We start from the raw sequence: 20,942 nt of genomic DNA, 5'->3' as shown, positions 1-20,942 counted from the left end.
TTGCACCGATATAAGAAATAAAGCCGGAGCCGTTGGCAATTAAGTCAGATGGTAAGTTGTAAGTTAGGGCGAAAAAAAAGTAACATTTTTCGTTGGAGGAGAGATTTATCTATTGACACGGGGAGGCCTTATAGGTGTTGGAACTTTATCTTTTACCTCTATCGGTTTTTCCATGTTCTTTGTTATTATAGCCCCTATTCTGCTTTTTGTCTTTATTCTTCTCTTAACTTCTCATTGAGAGGAAGACCAACCGGTTTAAAAACTTTCTCTTTTGCTTTCTGTACTCTATAAAAAACATTTATCAGGAAGTTTCCATACTCTCATTCTCAGTGAATGAAAAAAGTATTAATGTTCCAAACCATCGCCTGTATTGGCTTTATGGGATTTTAAATTCTGTAGAAACATTTTCTACAAGTGTTACGGACACAGTGTCCGCAAAGTCTCATTATTGAAGATTTATGACTGTTCATCTTACTCCCCGCCATCCGTTTAATTAAAATATTGAAGGACGCCCCCATCGTTCCCTTTATCCCCCCCTTGATTTGTGGCGCATGTGCTGCAACAGTTTCTGCAATTGTAAATATCTTAGTAAAGTCAATATTATCAAGCTGTTAGCGATTAGAGGTCAGCAATCAAAAAGATATGGGGTCAAATCTTTATCCTTGACTCAGAAGCCCTTGTATCTCATGGAATGTCTTTGTCAGGTCTTTGTCTTTCTCAAGCATTCCTGCAAGGCGCTTCCTTGCTACACTGACGGCGCTGTAGTCGATCCCCATGAGTTCGCCGATCTCTCTCTGGTTCATACCGCCGTAGCGGTAGAGCATCTCCATGGCAAGACCGCGGGCAATACCTTTGTGTCCTTTCTGCAGGAACTCTTCTGTGCGAAGGTTCAGCAAGCCGGCTATTACCTGAAGTATCCTCTCCGGCTGCACCTTTTTTATGATCTGTTTCATGGCAGGCTGTTCCCGTTTGGGCTTTATAATAATTCCGGTCATGAGCTTCTCAATGAACGGCGCATCCCCTACAATTCCATGCCCCTTTCCCTTTTCTAACGGATTTATTGTGAGTGTTATGCCGCTTTCCACAAAATCCCTGTAGCGTTCCTTCTTCCCTTTGAAGTAATTAAGTATCACCTCCAAGGAGAGAAAAGGATGGCGGATGCGTACGCTGTAGTCATAATAGCTGCTCCATCTGTAGTTCTTTAATAAGGTGATCTTCTGTTCGGTGCTTAACCCTTTTTGTATACGGACGGGGTTCAAGTGTACGTACCGGGATGCCTCCAGCAGGTAGGCATCGGCGTCAATCACAAAGGACTTATATCTGCCCTGGAAGAGATGCCCGCATCTCCCGTGCTGTTTGTTAAAGAAGGCAGTGTATGAGATGTTAAAGTGGCGCATAAACTCCTGGATATTTGCGGAAGGTGTCTTTATGATGAGATGAAAATGATTTGTCATAAGGACGAAGGCAAGGATATTTACCCGATAGATTTCAGCGGAATGCTGTAAAAGAAGAAGAAACTTCCTTCTGTCATAGTCCTCGGAAAAGATCGGTTCCCCTGCGTTGCCTCTGCAGGTAACGTGATAGTAAGCATTTTCAAACTGGATGCGTAACGGGCGGGCCATGGGGTAATATTACCAAGAAATGAGGGATGATGTCAAGGATAAAGATTTGACCCCATTCCCCCCCATACATTCCCCCAGAAATTTTTCATGGTTTTGTTTTTATTATAGCTTTTAGCATGTCTTTTGTCTTTGTTCTTTTCTATAAATCTTATGGAGAGAAAAAACAAGCCATTTTAAAACCTTCTTTTATATTTTTTTTGTACTACATAAAAAACAATCTTTCAACAGTTTTCAAAATTGTATTCACAGTGAATACAAAAAACGTTTAATTGTACAAACCAAAGCCTGTATTGGCTTTATGAGGATTTTAAATTCTGTCGCAACAGTTTCGACAATGTTACAGACACAGTGTCTGTATATTTCAGTCATTGAAGATTTATGACTGTTTATCATTTTCTTGGTTCCAATCGGGGTAGTTAAGCCGTGCCCCGAAGGGGCATCGGTCTTCAATTCCTTGTTCTCCCGAAGCGGAGCGACGGGAAGGAGTTGACGGCTTAACTACCCCGATTCTCGCGGCGCGAAGCGCCGGGAGAACAAAAAGCTAAGCCGGAGTGGCCTGATAGGGCCACGATCGGCTTCAGCGCCTGGTTAGCGAAGTCAAAGTTTTACGTTAGAAAGAATATTCTTCCTCATTTCTGCTTCAGTAATTTGTTTCTCTAAAGCGGTTCTTCGTTGCTGCTCTTCTTTCCTTGCCCGGTCTTGCTCTTGCTGGACATAGCCTTGATTGGCGGCATTCACGTAATTCTTTGCATGGTCGACAATTTGTTGTATGAAACTTTCGTCGTTGCGCACCCCTATTGAAGCTATATTACCGCGAATTTCAAATCGTTCGGGTCCGTATCCCATGATAGATGAATGTCCACCACGAGGATATTGGAATTCTTGCACCCACCCGGGTGGAATGTTTCGACTTAACTTCAATTTCAATATCCCGGATTCATAATCCAGGCCGACAATCCGAATTGGTTCGAACTGAGGGAGTTCGGTGGCAAAGACAACTTGTTTCTTCGATTCGTCGTATTTCTGCAGCGCAACAAACACATTTTTCCTACCGATCAGTTCTATCTTGATTCTTTCTATCGACTCCGGACGATTTGCGGGATTTTGCTGAGTCATGAGCTCTATGAGGTCATCAAGATAAGCATAGTGCGTGGCAACATCAGCTATTCTTTTGTGACCGGCACCCTGCAGTATTTCTCTCGTAAACAGTTCATTGAGAATTAGGCCAAGGGCAAAAATGTCAGCTCGATGGTCAACTTTGGAATTCCTGATGCGTTGCTCCGGGGCTGAATATTGGAAATTAGCTAACCGGTCGGCTGCCTTGGTCTCAACAGCGGTATATAATTCTTCTTCCTCGAATCGGGCGATTCCGAAATCTGCGACCAGCAGACGGTTTGCGCGTCCTTCATAAAGTATGTTTTCCGGCTTTAGATCTCTGTGCCACACTTTCGCGAGGTGCGCGGCTTCGACGCCATTCAATATCTGCGAGAAAAGCTCCACTATTTCGTCAGGCTTCACGTTACCCATCAGCGTTCTAAGCGTCCCGGAGTAACGAGGCATAATATAGAAAGGGCACTTAACTTCTTTTATGAGGGTGGCACCCGTATCGACGACCCTGACAACGTTCGGATGGCCGCAGTTCTGACAGAACTGTATTTCATTCCTAAAACGCTTTAAGCGTTCAGCAGTTACGCGCTCAGGGGTTAAGCGCTTGAGGGCGAACTCCTCTCCAGAAGCATTCATAACGGCATACACCCGACCCGCACCACCTTCACCGATGACTGCGGATGCCGTGTACGTATCAAATGGAGTTTCGAAAGTGAGCAACTTTTTCGTCACGTCTTTCCTCTCTCGCTAACATAAAATTCACCGACGCGGGGTTCCTTCCGCGTTCGGTGCAGCAACTGGTTGTGCGATGCTTTTATCTGCCTGTTGTTGTTCAATTTCTTGTTTCTTCCTGTGCGCCTCGTCTATGGAGCGAACATGCTGGATGACACCGTGAAAATGGGAAACATCTTGAGCAATGGAAAGGCCGGGCAGGGAATCACCATAAGCTCGATTTGCCCTGTATGCGGTCATGACTCCAACAAACTGGACACCATCCGTGACAGTACTGTTGATAACCGGCCCTCCACTGACGCCGTTGATAGCAACTCCGTCAATGAGATAGGCCTTGAGATCGTCCCGCCTTGCGCTGACAGTACCAGAGAAAAAACACAAAGTCCATGCCTCAATAGCGGGATAGCCGAGCCAAGCAACCTCAACACCGATATTGAGACGTGTGTCTATAGGACGGAGTGGTATCAAGTCATTTGGCAACTCAAGTTGGCTGCTTTCAAAAAAAACTACGGCAGAATCGGTCGCATAATCTGTGAAGACAACACGCTGACCGGCCCCAAGAAAGGCGGTTTTTGAGAAATTATGATTATGTATTTTTATCGGTTGTTGCCAAGAATCAGCATCAGAGACAACGTGCAGTGCAGTGGCTACGCCGCACCAAGAATGGTCATCATTATATGATAACAGGAATCCCGTTCCATTATTCGCTGGAGTCTCAATTTTTACGACATAGGGGGTTATTTTTTGAACTACATCATCCCAGTTCACTTTTCTGTTGCCTCCTGTTTATGGATTTCATTTTGTTGCACAACATGGTGGTCACCGGCGTGGCACGCCTTTAGCCACGTCCGGTGCACCTACGGGTTATGTGGTATATCTATCACATTTTTCCCTGCACAAATTTATTCACTAAATCATCGTATACGCTATCTGAAAGTTCGAAGAAATCAAAAAGTATAAACACCGGACTCAGGAGCTGCTTTATAAGTGCCACGGTTTTAGCCTCGATCTCCTGGAGAGAAGTAGACACCTCGGAAACTATTTCATCTTCGATGCAGCGGTGATCGGGGAAAGGATTTTCGCCTCGGGTTGTGGTCAAAATTCGATCCTTCAACCCTGTGAAGCGAAGCGAGAACTGGACTTTCGAAGACGGGTCTACCCCCAACCGAGCGTACAGCCGTGCACAATACAGCAAACCCTCTGTAGTTCTTATTACATTTGTATCGAGATACAAGTGAGTTGGTGTCAGCCGGTCTTCCAAGAGGGAAGACAGGGAATAGAAGTCTCCATTGCGTTTAATGGCCCAGTAGTCGTATGAAGACCGATCCTCGATTGCTATCTCTGCCACTATTCCATCTGCACGAGGCCTTGGGCGAAACTCTTCTCTATTTTCAAGATAGACTCCGATAGGCCAGCCGGTAGTCTTAATCACCGATCTACGGGCGGCTTCATTCAGTTCTTGCGGACCCCAAACAGAATTGGGGGGATGGAGCGCAAAACAGATTTCTCTGCCGCCCGGGAGTTTTGATTTCGTAAGCCCGGTGAGAGCAGCTTCACGGTTTTTGGCTAGCCACTCTTCGTCCCAAACCGATGGCCGCTTCTCCTCTTTAGGTTCAAGAACGGCTAGCCGTCTTCTGATACGCTTCTCCAACTCCTGCCGAAAGACGTCAAGTTCGTCCTTTTTCCAAGAGAGAATGTCGTAACCGGCAAGATCAAAATGAACTTTTGGCCCACCTTGCACAAAAGCAGGGTTTTCTGGAAAATGGTCTTCACGGACTGTCAGTATAAGGTTCCGCAATTTGTCGATGCCCATTGCGTATCCTATTTCCAAATAGCAATTGGGCCGTTCATTCGTGAGGTCGGCAAGAATGATCTCGGAGGTTTGGATAAACTGGATGATCTCGCTCTTTAGAAGACCGCCCTTATTGTGCTTGTCAACTCGCTTCGGATCAAGCCCGCACGCCTTTAATGCAGGAACCATGGCCTCGACACAAACTTTGTCAAGCTCAGGGTTGCCTATCTGCATTATTATGAACGCCGTGCCCACTCTTCTTTATCCTTTCTTCGTCTTTCACATAACCATATAATTACATAGTTTTATGGATATTACCAATGCTGAAAAAAATGTGCAATCAATAATTGAAAAAATTAAACAGTTTTTTATAATGTCCTAACTGGATAACATTACAATTTACATGATTATCAATAGAGATAGATAACTTCAAATGATTATTATTCCCCCCCCCCAGATCTGCTGACTCGTTTTGAATCCATCCTGACAAAAAGGTCAGTTCCTGACCCGTTGAGAAATTATTATAAAAAGTGGCTGAGATTCTACCTTGACTTTTGCCGGAAGTATCATCACCTCACTGCAACAGAGGAAAGCCTTCATCAGTTCATAAAAAAATTACAGGAGAAGAACCAGACTCCGGAACAGCGAAAGCACGCCTCGGATGCCATATCTCTCTATTTTGACCTGATGCAAAAAGAAGCGGTCGTCGGGGCTGTCATTGCTGAAACAAGCAATAAACCTCCAGACATTTTAGGTACGTCAAAGAATCACGGCCCGTAGTTGACAAAGCTTGCCGTGAAAAGCACTTCGGCCTCTCAACAAAACGACCTATTTTGACGGCAGATTGGCCGTCAAAATAGGTCGTTGAATTTGTCGTTAATCCGCGGCTTACCCTGCTTTTAGCTCCTTAAATTTCGCGGTCAGGTCAGGTAATATTTCTTTCCAGTCCCCGACTATCCCGAAGTGGGCTACGTTGAAGATGTTAGCCTCTTTATCCTTATTTATAGCCACAATGCACTTTGATCCCAGGCACCCGGCGATATGCGCCATGGCTCCGGAAAGACCAACCGCTATGTACAGTTTTGGACTGACTACCTTTCCACTCTGGCCAACCTGAAGCGTCGCCGGTGCCCAACCTTCGTCACAGGCAACCCTTGTACCACCTACAGCGCCACCAAGAATATCTGCAAGTTCGCGGAGCTTAGCAAAATCCTGAGCCGTACCCATACCACGTCCACCGGCAACGACGACTTCAGCATCTTCCAGCTTGACACCTTCCACTTCTTCTTTAATCCGTTCGACAACCTTGGCTTTAATCGCCGAAGCGTCAACCTTGTCTTCTACAGGAATGACCTTACCCTGCCGGCCATCATTGCGCTCTGCAGGCGGCACTACTTTTGCTCTCATCGTAGCCATCTGAGGGCGTGCAGCCTTTGACACCATCGTAGCAATTGCATTGCCACCAAAAACAGGTCTTGTCGCAAGCAGCATTTTAGTTGCCGGGTCAATGGATAAAGCCGAACATTCCATAGAGAGCCCGCCTCCTAAGCGGCCATTAAGCCTCGGGGACATATCACACCCGATGTCCGTATGGCCAAAAAGCATAACAGAAGGAAGTACTTTCTTACAAAGGTTTGCCACCACCTGAGTGTACGCATCTGAGTTATAATCGTTTAAAAGGCTATCTTCAGCAGTATAGACATTGTCTGCCCCATAGGCGATTGCATCCTTGCTCAAACTCCCTGCTTTGCTGCCCATTAACAGGATACTTAATTCCTCACCCAGTTCATCGGCAAGCTTTCTTCCGACTCCAAGGAGTTCTATCGTAATTGGCGCTAATTGCCCATCAGTGATTTCACCACAAATTAAAACACCTTTATAATTATCCATTTAATATCCTCCGTTCATTATATCAGATTAGCAAGCTTCGAAACCAGGTTTGCTGCAGCTTCGCCAGGAGTAGCACCGGTAACAATCTCACACTCGGTCTTACGCACCGGCACAGAGAGGTCGGTAATCTCGGTATGTGCGTTACCCTTATCCAACTGTGCTGCTTCAGCACCAATATCCTGTGCCTTCCAGACAGGGATCTGTTTTTTCTTAGCCATCATGAGGCGCACTCCAGCAGGGAGACGAGGCAGACCAATCTCACTACTGACGGTAACGAGGCTCGGCATAGGGGCTTCCACTATTTCATAGCCATCGCTTACTATTCTCTTTACTTTGACATTCGTGCCTGCTGCCTCAATAGCACAGGCAAGAGTAACAACAGGGATGCCGAGTATTTCAGCCAGAATTGAACCCACCTGGCCAGCGCCCCAGTCAGCGGCCTGTCTACCGCACAAAACCAGATCGTATGCACCAATCTTCTGTATAGCCTTCGAAAGAACATATGCAGTACCAAAGCTATCCAGGTTTTCGAAGGCCGGATCACTCAAAACAAATCCATCGTCGGCCCCCATGGCTATGGCATTTTTTATCACGTCAGCAGCCTTTTCAGATCCCACGCTTAGCACGGTTATCTTCCCTTTGTTCTTATCCTTGAGCCTGCATGCTCCTTCCAATGCTCTTTCATCATAAACGCTGATTACAGGGGGCACTCCTGCGGGCGGCACTACCTGTTTCTTTTCAGGATCAATCTTGAATTTGGCCGGTGGTATCTCGGGATCAAGTACTTGTTTAACGCAAACGATAATATTCATATAATCTTCTCCTCTCCTTTTTAAGATTGCTTCATTGCCGTTTCAACCACTTCAATAAGGTCTTTTGCCTTTAATGAATCTTTCACACCTTTCTGTTCAATGCCCTCCTCGAGCATTTGCAGACAATAAGGACATGAAGTTACGACCATATCAACCCCAGTCTTGATAACTTCATCCATACGGATGTGATTGATCTTAGTCGTGCCGTGCTGTTCTTCTATCCACATGTGTCCGCCGCCGCCGCCGCAACAAAATGTAGTTGTTTTTGAGCGTTCCATTTCTTTAAATCTGGCCTTCGGCATATTCTGTATTATCTGACGTGGCTCTTGATAAATTTCATTATAACGGCTTAAATAGCAAGGGTCATGATAGGCGATGACGGAATCCACATCGTTGGTAAGTTTTAATTTGCCCTGCCTGATGAGATCGGCGACCAGTTCAGTATAGTGCACTACCTTGAATTCAGCGCCGTACAGAGGATATTCATTCTTCAAGGCGTTAAAGCAGTGGGGACAGGAGGTGATAACTTCTTTAATGTTATAATTCTTAAGGGTTTCTATATTCTCCTCTGCTGAGATCTGAAACTGGAATTCATAACCTGTTCTTCTTGCCGGATCACCACAACAAGGCTCTGCATCACCTAATACACAGAAATCGACTCCGGCTGCCTTAAGTACCTTTGTTAAAGAAAGAGTAGCTAAGACATTACGCTCAATAAGAGCCCCGGTGCAGCCTACCCAGAACAGGGTGCTGGGATTATCTTCGCATTCACCCAGTATCTTAAGTCCCATGTCGTTCGTCCAATCGCCTCTTAACCTCAGTGACTGGGCTCCAGCCCACGGATTACCTCTTGTTTGCATATTTCTGAGCATAAGCTGAGCACTTTCCGGCATCTTGTTTTGTACAAGCACCAGATTTTGCCTCATTTGGATTATCTTGCGTATATGCTCTATTCCAACAGGGCACACCTCCTGGCAGGCGCCACAGGTGGTACAGGCCCAGATCTTATCTTCGTCTACCACATCGCCAATCAGACTCTTGCCCTGACTTTCTGCAGATGCCTCTGCATTACCAGCAAGCAATCCAGGACCTACTTCCAGCAAATGTTCTTTCAAGTCATGAATGACCTCTTTGGGCGATAGAGACTTACCGCTGAGATGGGCAGGACAATTGATATGGCATCTACCGCACACGGCACAGGCATAAAGATCGAGCAGGTCCTTCCATTTGAGGTCCTGAATCTTCGATACGCCCAGTGATACCGACTCGTCACCGTTTTCAAGGGCTTCAAGGGCTTCAAGAGGAATCGGCTCAAGCACCACTTTAGGTCCTATCGGCCTGAAGAAAACATTGAAACCGGATGCAAGAACATGGAGATGCTTTGAGCGCGGGATATAAATTGCAAAGGCAAGGATCAAGGCGTAATGAAGCCACCATGCCACATGCGAAACAGCTAACATTGTGTCTTTCGGGATTCCGGTGCCAGCGAGGTAGCAACCAATTGCCTTCGACACAATCGGCCATCCGGACGTTTCCCCTGTAGCTGCAAAATCAAAACCCTCTATTATAAAATGGAGCACCATAAGGCTGAAAACCATAAGCATGATGACACCTGCCTCAACGCTCATCTCCAGTCTCTCCGGTCTCACGATAAAGCGCCTGATAGCTGCCCATACTATAGCTATGATAACAAATAAACCGGCAATATCCAGAATAGAAAAATAAAACGTCTCGAAGTCTCCGCCCATGATATACGGGTATAGACCTAAACCTTCTGCAAAACCAATAAAGATTATATAGCCGATCAAGAAACAGCTAAATCCCCAAAACATGAAGGCATGCCCGAGTCCTGCCAGGTCCTTTCCGGTAACGCTTTTCAGCGTACACCGTTGAGGAATAACTTCGACGAGCATATTCTTTATTCTCTGCCCTATGTCATCGAAGCGGTTCTCCTGCTTCCCGAGACACATGATGCGGAAAAGGAAATAAGCCCTTTGTGCAAATAAACCAATGGCAATAAAGAACATAGCCCAGAAAATGACATAGCCCGGTATGCCCCAATAGGTCGCGCTAACTGGCGACATAATTACCTCCTATCCATATTATAAACAGATTGCATATGTGAATTATTTAACAATGTTTTTTTATATCAAGCACACACAGTTTGTCAAGCAAAAAAGAATCTGTGTCATTTAAGAATCAAAACCGATATCCATTTCACTATATCTTCCGGTAAAATCTTTGGGAGACAGTAGACAGCTTCTGAATGAGCAATGAATTACCCCCGCGGCAAGCCACCAGGATCAAAGAAAAAACAACAACACGAAAACATCGAAGCAAGCTTCGGGGTATTTACCCGCGGGGCAATAAATATGACCCCGCAAAAATTGCGGGGTCATTGAATTCAACACGATAATCCTATTGCTTCACGCAACTTCTTTTTCTTTAGCCTTTTTGATTATAGCTCTTTGACCTTCGGGAAGAGGAGGCGGAACAGGTTCGCCTGTAATCTTCGTTATTGCGCCGAATCGAGGAGGACAGGCCTCAAAGCAGCTTCCGCATCGTATGCATTTATCCTGATCGATAATATGAACCTCACCCTTGGCGCTTATAATCGCCCCCATAGGGCATCTTCTGAAACAGGTCGTGCAAGCCTGACACTTCTGCGGATCAACATAGTACGAGAACATTTCGTCGAATAATTTGTCGATCTCGTCTTTGGTGAAAAAGTTGTCATATTCTTCATGTTTTTCAAGACGTGTCCCCAGCTTTTCGTTTTTTACGATCTTAATGTAGGGGACTAACTTTTTCACTTGTTCAAGTCTTGCGTTTAATTCATTTTTCTCTATTCCTTCGCTTTTGCCGATAGGCCCCAACTCTTTTATCTTCTTTATAAAATCATTAGTAGATTCGACAAAAATGTTTGCTTCAGCACCGGACATAAACTGTATCCGCAATCTTTGAGGATTCAGCCCGATGCGTTCCATTATTTTTTTGAGTAAAAGCACCATGTTAAGAGTCTGGTAATTACCATGAGTGGTATAATTACATTCATTTAAATGGCAAGCACCAATAAATACCCCGTCTATTCCATTCGAGAAGGCTCTGAGTACAAATGCCATGTCTACTCTCCCGGAACACATGACGCGAATAATCCTCATTTCAGTTGTATATTGCAGTCTGGAAACTCCAGCCAGGTCAGCAGCTCCGTACGCTCACCAGTTGCATGCAAAACCCAATACTTTTGGTTTAAATTTCAGTCCTGTACTCATTCGTTTCCACCTCCTTTGTAAGTAACGCCGGCTTTATCCATTCGTATATTTCTACGCATTTCCAACCGCCGCATCAATCTGTTGGATAATCTCTTCGTCAGTCATTGCATCAATTTCAGCCACTACCTCTTCATCGGTATAGTGCTTTAGTGAAATAGCTCCTGTGGGACACTTTGCATTACACAGGCCATCTCCTTTACAGAGGACAGGGTTTACAAAGACCTTTTTCCCTTGTTTTGTATCACGAAGTTCAAGGGCGCCATACGTACAGATTGCAGCACATGCCCCGCACCCCATACACCTCTTCTCATCCACCTCGCACACAGAGCCGGAGGCCACAACAATATCGTGTGAAAGAAGCGTCAAGGCTCTGCCTGCGGCCCCATAGGCCTGGTTAATCGTTTCCTGAATAAACTTGGGATAATGAGCCAATCCGCAAAGATACACGCCGTCTGTAGCAAACTCAACAGGTCTTAATTTGACATGGGCTTCTTTGAAGAAACCATCGGGGCTCAACGTTACCTTGAACTGATTTGCCACTTCCTTGGTTGCTGCGGAGGGAACAATTGCAGCGGCCAAAGCAATGATATCAGCAGCTATTTCGACCTTATCACCGAGAATATAATCTATCGCGGTAACCTTGAGAACGGGGCGACCGTCTTCATCCGACTCACCAGGCTCTATCTGAGGTTTATCCTGAAGCTCATAGCGAATGAACTTGACATCCTTACCCGCCGCTTCCCGGTAATAATCCTCTTTGAACCCGTAGGTTCGTACATCCCGGAAGAGGATGTAGATGTCCATAGCAGGGTTTTTCTCTTTCAGTAACAATGCGTTCTTTACGGACTCGCTGCAGCAGATCCTGCTGCAATAATTTCTGTCTTCATTTCTGCAGCCTACGCATTGGATCATCACGAGGCATTGTGCGTTCGTAACCTTTTCGTCTCCCGTGACGATTTTCTCCTCCAGCTCAAGATGGGTCATGACCCTGTCATCTTCTCCATAGAGGTATTCCGTAGGTGTATAGAGATCAGCACCGATAGCGATGACGACTGCACCATGTTTTATTTCTGTAACCCCTCTATCGGACTTCACCGTGGTTACGAAGTTCCCCACATAACCTGTAGCCTCCGTAATTGTCGCATCCGTATATACATGTATTAAGGGATGCTGATATATCTTTTGTATAAGACCCCTCAAATAGGCCTGAACATCCAGTCCTTCAAGGGTGGTATGAATTTTTCGCGCAATCCCACCAAGATCAGTATCCTTTTCCACAATGTAAACTTCATGCCCCTGGTTTGCAATGGATAGAGCGCAATTCATACCTGCTATACCTCCACCAACTACTAAGGCCCTCTTATTTACCGGCAGATCAAACTCCTGCAGGGGTTCCAACTGGCACGCCCGTGCTACCGACATCCGGATTATATCGTGCGCCTTTTCGGTGGCTTCTTCCTTTTCTTTCGAGTGCACCCAGGAGTTATGCTCCCTTATATTAGCCATTTCGTAGTAATATTGATTAATTCCTGCCTCCCGAAGGGTGTCCCTGAATAACGGCTCAAGGGTTCTTGGACTGCAGGCTGCTACAACTACTCGATTGAGCCCTTTTTCATTTATCATGTCTGTTATTTCTTTGGCGGAATTTGTAGCACATGAAAAGAGCTGTTCCTGAGAATAGACAACATTGGGTAAGGTTTTGCAATATTCAACCGTTTCGGGAACATTCACTATCCTTCCGATATTAGCCCCACAATGACATACAAAGACTCCTACCCTTGGCTCCTCTTGCGAGACATCTTTTTCCGGCGGATATATCCTTTCCTTGGAAAGATTTCCCCGTCTGTAGTCAAGAAGCTCTCCAATTTGGGAACTGGCTCCGCTGGCGCTAAAAACCGACTCGGGGATATCTATAGGTCCCTGTAAGCCTCCGCTTACAAAAATCCCCGGTCTGTTGGTCTCTATAGGATTAACAGGGTTGAGTTTGCAAAAATCGTGTGATTCAAGTTCAATGCCGTATTTTTGTGCAATGTCCTTCACACCAACAGGAGGATTCAATCCAACGGACAACACCACCATATCGAATTCTTCTTCTATGACACCGTCCTCAGGTGTAGTATACCGTACGGTGACATTTTTGGTTACCGGGTCCTCTCTCACTATTGATGGATAACTTCTGAAAAAACGAACATCGGCAAGTGCCTCTGTTCTTTGATAGAATCGCTCAAAATCCTTCCCGTAGGAACGGATATCGTTATGAAATACCGTACACTTTGCCCCTGCGTCATGGTCTTTTGTCAAAATTACATGTTTCTGCGTATAGGCGCAACATACCGCCGAACAATAGCTGTTGCCGCCTTCGATAACCTGTCGTGAACCAATGCATTGAATCCAGGCAATGTTATGGGGGTGCTTCAAATCGGAAGCACGGAATATCTCACCAGCATATGGCCCGGTGGAGCATAGAAGTCTTTCATAGTCCATACTGGTTACCACGTTCTGGAACTCTCCGTAGCGATATTCTTTCCTCACCTTAGGATCGTATGGCTCAATGCCCTGAGACAGAATTATGGCACCTACATTTACTTCAACCTTTTCCGGCGTTTGATTTAAGTCTATAGCGTTATTTTTACATACTGCTTCGCAAATACGACATTTTTTCTCTTTAAGGTAAAGACAGCTTTCATCAATATATGTGATAAGGGGAATTGCCTGAGCGAAATATACATGGACGGCTTTATTCATCGATATTTCCTGATTATATTGATCAGGATATTTTACCGGGCAGTATTCTACACAGGTAGTACAACCCGTGCATTTGTCCTCCAGGATATATCTGGGCTTTTTAATCAGCGTTACGTTAAAGTTTCCTGCTTGCCCTTCTACACTGTCAACTTCAGTATAGGTGAGGACCTCTATATTGGGATGCCGGCCGACCTCGACCAGTTTGGGTGCGAGTATTCACATGGAGCAGTCATTGGTCGGAAAGGTCTTGTCAAGCTGGGCCATATGGCCGCCTATGCTCGGCGCCTTTTCAACCAGATAAACCTTAAAACCGGCAATGGCAAGATCAAGAGAGGCTTGAATACCGCTGATCCCTCCACCGACAACCATTACGTCTCCAAAATTACTGTCTCCAAAATTATTACAAAGTTGTTGAGTATTTTCTTTTAGCGATACTACGTTTTCCATTTTCTATCCCCTCATAAGGTTCTATGTTCCCGTAGTGTCCGGGTTCGGCTGCGTAAGCCGTACTTAATTTGTTGAGCAGCCAAGTCGCTCTGGGTGAGAATACACCGACAGGCGGTTCCCACGTGCACGGCCAACCAGGGCAATACCCAGATCGCTGGCAAGCAAAATGGCGGTCCCCGTCGGCGAGTGTCGCGAAACAACAACCGGGACCTGCATCCTTGCCGCCTTGAGCAACATCTCCGACGAAATGCGACCGGTACTCAATAACAATCGATCTCTGGTTGATAGTCCCCTGAACAGACATTCGCCCTGGATCTTGTCCAGGGTGTTATGTCGTCCGATATCCTCAGCCACTACCAGCAGGTTCTTCGTATCGGCCAGGGCCGAGGCGTGCACGCCGCCACTAAGCTGATAGAGATCCATCTGCTCTTGAAGCTGCCTCATCAGTGACAGCGCTTCCAAAGGTGTAACGACAAGACCCGAATCAACCCTCTGTCCCTGAGTTGTGAAGGTTGCACCGCCACCGCACCCGGAGGTGAGTCTCCGCTTCGTTGGCAATTCAAGCTCGGGGTTGGAGAGCCTCACATCGACTTCCGATTCCTCTTCACAGACCCGCATCATCATCACGTCGCCCATACCTGAGATGATTCCCTCTGAGTACAGGAATCCGAGGACAAGGTAATTAAGCTTGGTTGGAGTACACAGGATAGTGACCAGTTCCCGGAGATTGACATAGACCGTAAGCTCCCTTTCGAGAGGCACGTGAACAGAAGTCCTGACCCACCCCTCCTCGGAAAAGCGATTGCAGACTGCGTCAGCTACGGTACCCTTCAGATCCGATATGTCAATCGCTTCTTGCATGTTTCGATTCTTCATCCTCTAAATCACTTCTTGGAGAATCTCCGTGATGTCCTTCACCTCTATGTCGTCGGCATGATTCGTGACAAGCTTGCTATCCTCAAGAGCGGAGACGCAGTAGGGGCAGAAAGTGGCGAGCACTTGAGCTCCGACCCCGACAGCCTGTTCTACTCTGAGGTTGGAGAATCGTTCAGCTTTTTCGGTTTCCATCCAGGCTCTGCCTCCTCCCATGCCGCAACAGAGGCTATCTTCCCGCGCTTCAGCCATCTCGGTCAGTTCCAGGCCGGATATCTTCTTTAAGATCTCTCGGGGTTCGTCATATATGCCATTATGTCGACCCAGGTAACATGGATCATGATACGTGACTTTTTTTGCGTACTCTTTGGTGAGTGTAAGCCTTCCCTCATTGATCAGCTCGAATATATATTGGGAGATATGGACCACCTCAAAGTTGGCTCTGAATTCGGAATACTCGTTTTTGAAGGTATGATAGCAATGGGGGGAAGAAGCAACGATCTTTTTCACTCCACTATCGATAAATGTTTTTATGTTTTCCCTGGCGAGGCGTTTGAATAATGCCTCATTGCCTGCTTTGCGTACACTCTCGCCACAGCACATCTCCTTGGAACCCAGTATCCCGAAATTTACCCCCGCCTTATTGAGGATAGTGGCCGTGGCTTGCGCTACCTTCTTTAATCTCGGGTCGTAGCTGGGATAGCAGCAGGGGAAATAGAGCACCTCAGTATTCTCGTCGAACTCCTTTACCCCCAGATCTTTCGCCCAGTTTGCCCGGTCATTCGGTTCCTGTCCCCAGGGATTGCCTACACTGGCAATGTTTGTCATTGTACTGCGAAGACTGGGGATGCTCGCAGGAACGACACCGTCCGGCACCAACAGCCTGCGCATAGCCCTCATCACATCGATTATTTCTACACCTCTGGGGCACCGCTGAGGGCATCTCCCGCAGGTGGCACAGAGCCATATGTCTTCGGATTCGAAAGGAACCACACCGAATTTTGCCTGATTGACAATTTTGCGCACAAAGAATTTCCGTACCCGGTTCCACGGGCAAACAGTCTCACATTTTCCGCATTGATAGCAGAATTTGAAGGCGTCTCCACCTGCCTCTTTTATGCCATCTATTACAACTTTAAAGGGTTCTAAGGGTAAAGTCTCCATTATCTTTTTCCAACCTCTTCTTTCGCCTTAATGTTTCAGCCCTTCTTTGACATCCGGGCAACGGTATCTATTACCTTCTGCAATCCATATTTGTTTACCATTGATTCCAATCCTACATCTATGTCGCCCGGCTTCACTTCTTCTTCTTCGACTTCCTCTTCCCTTTCTTCGTAGATCAGGGCATCGTTAAGGCACCACTCAACACATAAGGGTTTTTCTCGTGGTGGATCGTCTTCACACATATCGCATTTTAGAGGAAGACCGGAATCGGGTTCTTTGAAAGCGTCCCTGGATGGGCATGAAGCCCTGCAAAAGCCGCACTCGTTGTATTCCTTTCCGTCAATGATATATTTGTCTCTGCCCATACATTCGGCTGCCGTATACTCACCCGCGTATACAGGAACATATACGTCTCTTATTGGATCGCGAATCATCCGGATACGAGACCTCGCCGGATTATTGCTGCTATATTTCGGCGCAGCGTGAAAGGCGGAGCAGACTACCTCACATGCCCGGCAACCATTGCATTTATCAAGATCGACCTTGATTGTTTTGATTTTCTTCTTAACCTTGCTCATTTTTTATAATCCCTCTCTGTTCAAAGTCTTCGGCAACGTAAGCCAAATCCAATTCCTGTAAAGACTCTTTTGTAGGAATACCGTCGTTATTCCACCCCTTAAATTTGTAATACGCATCTAAGAGCTTTTCTTCAAGCTCGGGAAATCTCTTTTTCCAATGATCTTCAGGTGGCTTCTCATCAACTCTCCTCAAGCCTCTTCTTACATTAATGGCTCTGAGTAAAGTTCGGTTCCTTCTGTATATTTCCGTTAGTTTCTCTTCATCCATATCGATCCCCGTCGCTGATGAGATAAAATGCGGGTAATTGTGTATATGATAGGGAGGCTTTAAGGGGAATGACGACAAACCGGCGCACACCCCGAGGGCGTCATCGATGTAGTGTATCATCTCTTGCCAGTCAACAATGTCACAACTCATTTCAACAGTCGGGTAATATGGATTTGAGTGTTCTCCGCGCATTTCCCAGTCCAGCAAATATTGCTTAAACTTTTCATCAGGAACATGTATCCAATCTTTTACAAAGTCTTCTCTTTCCTCCATTGTAGGAAAAGGTGACTGGGGAAACTGCCCTTCAATCTGGGTAATGTTTATCTTCTCACCGGTAGAATACATAAGGAAATAAATGGGATTCAGCATTCCAAGCTTGAGAGGGAGCTGCTCATGTTTCTTAATGTTATTATGAGCAAATGCTTCTGCGCCCTTACCGATCTGTTGGGCCGCCCAATGGGTGCCATTGGCCAGAATATCTCCTATTCCTTCCCGCCGGACAATTCTGTCAAGTAACCAGTAAAATTTCCCCTCGTTATCGGACGGGCATGCTTCATAAGCAGACGTCCCTGCGAAGTCCTCGTCAGTCAAAATGCCGGCTTCCAAAAGCTCGAAGCCGAAGGCCATAGTTTGTGGGGTTGAGAATCCGTCCACTCCATACTCCGTAGCACGTTGCGCGATCCTAAAACCAAACTCCAGGTCGTCTACAAAGGCCGCCATTGTATAAGTAAGTTTTGAGAAGCATTTCATCATGTAGACCGAAATTCCCGGGACGGAAATTATGGCCCCGCATTTCATCGGACAGTTATAGCAGCTTATTAACCGCGTCCGCGTGCTTAATTGAATCTCCTTCCACTTCTCTTCGATTTCCTTGGTCCAGAAATCTTTTCTACGAACGCGGGAATTTCCCCAGGAGAAATTTTCGGTGTGCCACTTCTCATCAATGTGTTTCATCTCTTGAGGTGACCCAAGCCCCGCTAAAATGGGCATTACCCCCGGAACCGGCTTATCTTCCCGGTCTTTTATATATTTCAGCACTTCGTTGCAAAGCTTCATAAATTCATCCGGTCGGGCAAGATTGATGTCCTTTGTTCCACGAACAGCTATCGCCTTTATCCCTTTGTCTCCCATAACGGCGCCTACTCCGAGCCGGCTGGAACTGGAGCGGCCCTGCTCGATGGATGCCATATATACCCTGTTTTCACCGGCCAGGCCGATAGCGGCCACCTGGGCGTTCGGCTCCTTCAACTCCTGCCGAATAAGTTCTTGAGTTTCAACAGCACCTTTACCCTGCAAATGAGAGGCATCACGTATTTCTACTTTGTCATTGTTTATCCACACATACACCAGATTGGGGGACTTGCCGCGAAAGATTACCTTGTCATAACCGGCATACTTCAATTCCGGTGCCCAGAATCCCCCCATCATTGAATATGCCATTAACAAAGTCTGAGGAGAATAGGTAGTAACAATGGTACGATTAGCACCGGGAGCAGGTGTACCGCATAAAAGACCGGTGCTGAATATAAGGAGGTTATCAGGTGAAAAAGGGTCAGTTTCAGGGGGAACCCTATCCCATAATATCTTGGCGTTCGTACCGAGACCCCCAAGATAAAGTTCTGTTAATTTTGGGTCAGTTTCTACCCTCTCAATGTTTCCTCGTGATAAATCAATTTCTAAATTAAATCCTGTCTCTCCGTACCTCATTTTTTGACCCCTCTATATATCAGTTTGTTCATGTTTTTTGCACCTCTGCTGTAAACGATAATTAATCTCTTCTAAAATCCCATTACTTGTTCCACATACTACGTATGTGAATTATTTAACAATGTTAAATATATCACGCAGGCACAGTTTGTCAAGAAAAAAAAGTTGAACGGGATAGATCAATTTCTAAATTAAACCCTGTCTCTGCATACCTCATTTTTTGACCCCTCTATGTATCAGTTTGTTCATGTTTTTTGCACCCTTTTTGTAAACGATAATTATCCCCTTTCGTCTTACAAGGTCTTCCGCATAATGCGCTCCCGTTGTGAACTGCGCCCGTGGTTGTGTCAAGCGATATGCAGACATTTAACCATTCTCCTTGATTTGAAATTTTTTTGTCAAGTCTCTTCACTATCTTGTGAAAAAATTTTACAACCATTCCAAGCGCTTCGCAAGGTTAATGAATTCGGACCGATCAAATCCGATGGATTTAAAAAAGGACAGCATATCAACGGCGTCCCAGCGCACAGCAGTATAAATATCCTGGTCCCTTTGTCTCCCCGATGATAAAACCCACTACTTCGTCTTCATCCTCGGCAACAAACCCGACGACATTCTGTTTTTTGAGATGCGCCTCAATAGTCTGAGTTCATATCTTTGCTATTTTCCTTTTTGTTATAGACTCCTGGATCTCAAGCATTTCTTCTCCATAGACTTCGAACTTTACTTTACTTAAAATCTTTTTTGGGCCCTTCGTTGAGAGTATTTTTCGGCTCTCCAGTTGCTTCCCGTTTTTTTGAGCACACCTCCTCCTCCCTGTCTTCGTTATTAGTAGTATATGGTTATAAAGTAGTTATAATGTGACTATAAAATAATTGTATAGTAGCCTTTTTATTTGTCAAGTGAAATTTATTTTAAATTTATTGTATTACACTGATGTTACAGGTATCGAGCGTTACCCTGTTTGAAAGAACGCCACCATAGTATAATGCAAAAGAGCAGGGAAGAAACCGGATTGCTTTTATAAGTCAGGACAAATGCTCGCAACTGTATTGACGGTATAAAACGTTCTTAGAATTTTGATGGGAAATGTCTTTTTGTCTTGACATAAATCCCTATTAACATATAATATTTTGTTTACTAAAATTTTCACAATTAAAAAATTAAGGAGAGGTGACTATGAAATTAGAGGGCAAAAATGCTGTAGTCACAGGCGGCGGAAGGGGCGTCGGCAGGGCTATAAGCCTGGAATTCGCAAAAGAGGGGGCCAATGTTGTCGTGAACTATGCAGGGAACCAGAAAGCAGCCGATGAAGTGGTCGGGATGATCACTGCTATGGGAAGAAAAGCGGTTGCGGTGAAGGGCGATGTGGGTCAGGAAGCGGACGCACAGAAAATCATCGACACCTGTGTTGAAAATTTTGGTTCAATTCATATACTCATCAACAATGCGGGTATTTCAAAACCCGGCATGCTGCATAAATTGAGCGTGGCTACCTGGGACGAGGTGGTCAATGTACAGATGAGAGGTCCATGGCTTTGTATTAAGGCGGCATCAAAATATTTTATGCAGCAGAATTACGGAAGGATTGTCAATGTAACTTCTGTTGCCGGCATGGTTGGCACAATCGGCCAGATAAATTACGCAGCGGCAAAAGGCGGGGTTGTTACCCTGACAAAATCAGCCGCCAGAGAGCTTGCAAAGTACAATGTGACTGCCAATGTAATTTCTCTCGGCATTGTTACAACAGAGATGACTTCTACACTTCAAAATGATGAAAAATTAAGAGAAATTTATACAAAAAGAATCCTTCTTGGAAGGTATGCAGAACCGGAAGACGTTTCACCAGCCTTCGTATTTTTTGCTTCAGATGACTCACGGTATATTACAGGACAAGTCCTGCCAGTAGACGGTGGTTATGGAATGACGTAAG

15 protein-coding genes are annotated in these 20,942 nt (G+C 45.6%); 2 read left to right on the top strand and 13 right to left on the bottom strand.

Annotated elements, in window-relative coordinates:
• Nucleotides 1–656: 656 nt before the first annotated feature.
• The 4 genes from NTX75_15015 to NTX75_15000 all read right to left on the bottom strand — a co-directional run bounded on the left by NTX75_15015 (nucleotide 657) and on the right by NTX75_15000 (nucleotide 5,508).
• On the bottom strand, nucleotides 657–1,622 hold the full coding sequence (locus tag NTX75_15015; protein ID MCX5817527.1) for a transposase: 966 nt from the start codon (nucleotides 1,620–1,622) through the stop codon (nucleotides 657–659).
• Between the two features lie 597 nt (nucleotides 1,623–2,219).
• Nucleotides 2,220–3,461: a serine/threonine-protein kinase gene (locus NTX75_15010; GenBank protein ID MCX5817526.1), complete on the bottom strand. Its 1,242-nt coding sequence runs from the start codon at nucleotides 3,459–3,461 to the stop codon at nucleotides 2,220–2,222.
• 27 nt (nucleotides 3,462–3,488) lie between these two features.
• Nucleotides 3,489–4,229, bottom strand: coding sequence for a serine protease (locus NTX75_15005; protein MCX5817525.1), 741 nt, complete (start codon nucleotides 4,227–4,229; stop codon nucleotides 3,489–3,491).
• A 112-nt stretch (nucleotides 4,230–4,341) separates the two neighbouring features.
• Nucleotides 4,342–5,508: a hypothetical protein gene (locus tag NTX75_15000; protein MCX5817524.1), complete on the bottom strand. Its 1,167-nt coding sequence runs from the start codon at nucleotides 5,506–5,508 to the stop codon at nucleotides 4,342–4,344.
• Nucleotides 5,509–5,715: 207 nt separating this feature from the next.
• On the opposite strand from NTX75_15000, the gene NTX75_14995 reads away from it, so the two are divergent.
• Nucleotides 5,716–6,033: a phage integrase N-terminal SAM-like domain-containing protein gene (locus tag NTX75_14995; protein ID MCX5817523.1), complete on the top strand. Its 318-nt coding sequence runs from the start codon at nucleotides 5,716–5,718 to the stop codon at nucleotides 6,031–6,033.
• 108 nt (nucleotides 6,034–6,141) lie between these two features.
• Here the strand turns inward: NTX75_14995 and NTX75_14990 are convergent, their stop codons facing one another.
• The 9 genes from NTX75_14990 to NTX75_14950 form a co-directional block, all read right to left on the bottom strand.
• A complete protein-coding gene (locus NTX75_14990) occupies nucleotides 6,142–7,143 on the bottom strand; it encodes an electron transfer flavoprotein subunit alpha/FixB family protein (protein MCX5817522.1) in 1,002 nt (333 codons plus the stop codon).
• Nucleotides 7,144–7,160: 17 nt separating this feature from the next.
• On the bottom strand, nucleotides 7,161–7,955 hold the full coding sequence (locus NTX75_14985) for an electron transfer flavoprotein subunit beta/FixA family protein (GenBank protein ID MCX5817521.1): 795 nt from the start codon (nucleotides 7,953–7,955) through the stop codon (nucleotides 7,161–7,163).
• Between the two features lie 20 nt (nucleotides 7,956–7,975).
• A complete protein-coding gene (locus NTX75_14980) occupies nucleotides 7,976–10,039 on the bottom strand; it encodes a (Fe-S)-binding protein (protein MCX5817520.1) in 2,064 nt (687 codons plus the stop codon).
• Between the two features lie 342 nt (nucleotides 10,040–10,381).
• On the bottom strand, nucleotides 10,382–11,227 hold the full coding sequence (locus NTX75_14975; GenBank protein MCX5817519.1) for a hydrogenase iron-sulfur subunit: 846 nt from the start codon (nucleotides 11,225–11,227) through the stop codon (nucleotides 10,382–10,384).
• Nucleotides 11,228–11,278: 51 nt separating this feature from the next.
• Nucleotides 11,279–14,419 (bottom strand): FAD-dependent oxidoreductase, encoded by a 3,141-nt coding sequence (locus NTX75_14970; GenBank protein ID MCX5817518.1) that lies wholly within the window; start codon nucleotides 14,417–14,419, stop codon nucleotides 11,279–11,281.
• A 63-nt stretch (nucleotides 14,420–14,482) separates the two neighbouring features.
• The gene (gene fdhD, locus NTX75_14965; protein ID MCX5817517.1) at nucleotides 14,483–15,280 is read right to left on the bottom strand and encodes a formate dehydrogenase accessory sulfurtransferase FdhD; all 798 of its coding nucleotides are present in this window, start codon (nucleotides 15,278–15,280) and stop codon (nucleotides 14,483–14,485) included.
• 18 nt (nucleotides 15,281–15,298) lie between these two features.
• Entirely contained in the window at nucleotides 15,299–16,456 is a 1,158-nt protein-coding gene (locus tag NTX75_14960; GenBank protein ID MCX5817516.1) for a (Fe-S)-binding protein, read from the bottom strand.
• A 35-nt stretch (nucleotides 16,457–16,491) separates the two neighbouring features.
• On the bottom strand, nucleotides 16,492–17,034 hold the full coding sequence (locus NTX75_14955) for a (4Fe-4S)-binding protein (GenBank protein MCX5817515.1): 543 nt from the start codon (nucleotides 17,032–17,034) through the stop codon (nucleotides 16,492–16,494).
• Nucleotides 17,021–19,009, bottom strand: a complete 1,989-nt coding sequence (locus tag NTX75_14950) for an aldehyde dehydrogenase (GenBank protein ID MCX5817514.1) — start codon at nucleotides 19,007–19,009, stop codon at nucleotides 17,021–17,023. The genes NTX75_14955 and NTX75_14950 overlap by 14 nt, the downstream gene beginning before the upstream one ends.
• A gap of 1,179 nt (nucleotides 19,010–20,188) precedes the next feature.
• Between NTX75_14950 and NTX75_14945 the strand changes: the two genes are divergently transcribed.
• On the top strand, nucleotides 20,189–20,941 hold the full coding sequence (locus tag NTX75_14945; GenBank protein ID MCX5817513.1) for a 3-oxoacyl-ACP reductase FabG: 753 nt from the start codon (nucleotides 20,189–20,191) through the stop codon (nucleotides 20,939–20,941).
• Nucleotide 20,942 lies beyond the last annotated feature (1 nt).

The organism is Pseudomonadota bacterium (assembly GCA_026388315.1).
In the GTDB taxonomy this organism is placed as follows: domain Bacteria; phylum Desulfobacterota; class Syntrophorhabdia; order Syntrophorhabdales; family Syntrophorhabdaceae; genus MWEV01.
The sequence above is the reverse complement of the archived record's forward strand: the minus strand, read 5'-3'. Positions and strand labels throughout refer to the sequence as shown.

Bases quoted from the DNA above. Each gene is read 5' to 3' on its own strand.
- NTX75_15015 (MCX5817527.1), bottom strand. From the start codon at position 1,622: ATGGCCCGCCCGTTACGCATCCAGTTTGAAAATGCTTACTATCACGTT.
- NTX75_14990 (MCX5817522.1), bottom strand. From the start codon at position 7,143: ATGGATAATTATAAAGGTGTTTTAATTTGTGGTGAAATCACTGATGGG.
- NTX75_14985 (MCX5817521.1), bottom strand. From the start codon at position 7,955: ATGAATATTATCGTTTGCGTTAAACAAGTACTTGATCCCGAGATACCA.
- NTX75_14980 (MCX5817520.1), bottom strand. From the start codon at position 10,039: ATGTCGCCAGTTAGCGCGACCTATTGGGGCATACCGGGCTATGTCATT.
- fdhD (MCX5817517.1), bottom strand. From the start codon at position 15,280: ATGCAAGAAGCGATTGACATATCGGATCTGAAGGGTACCGTAGCTGAC.
- NTX75_14960 (MCX5817516.1), bottom strand. From the start codon at position 16,456: ATGGAGACTTTACCCTTAGAACCCTTTAAAGTTGTAATAGATGGCATA.
- NTX75_14955 (MCX5817515.1), bottom strand. From the start codon at position 17,034: ATGAGCAAGGTTAAGAAGAAAATCAAAACAATCAAGGTCGATCTTGAT.
- NTX75_14950 (MCX5817514.1), bottom strand. From the start codon at position 19,009: ATGAGGTACGGAGAGACAGGATTTAATTTAGAAATTGATTTATCACGA.
- NTX75_14945 (MCX5817513.1), top strand. From the start codon at position 20,189: ATGAAATTAGAGGGCAAAAATGCTGTAGTCACAGGCGGCGGAAGGGGC.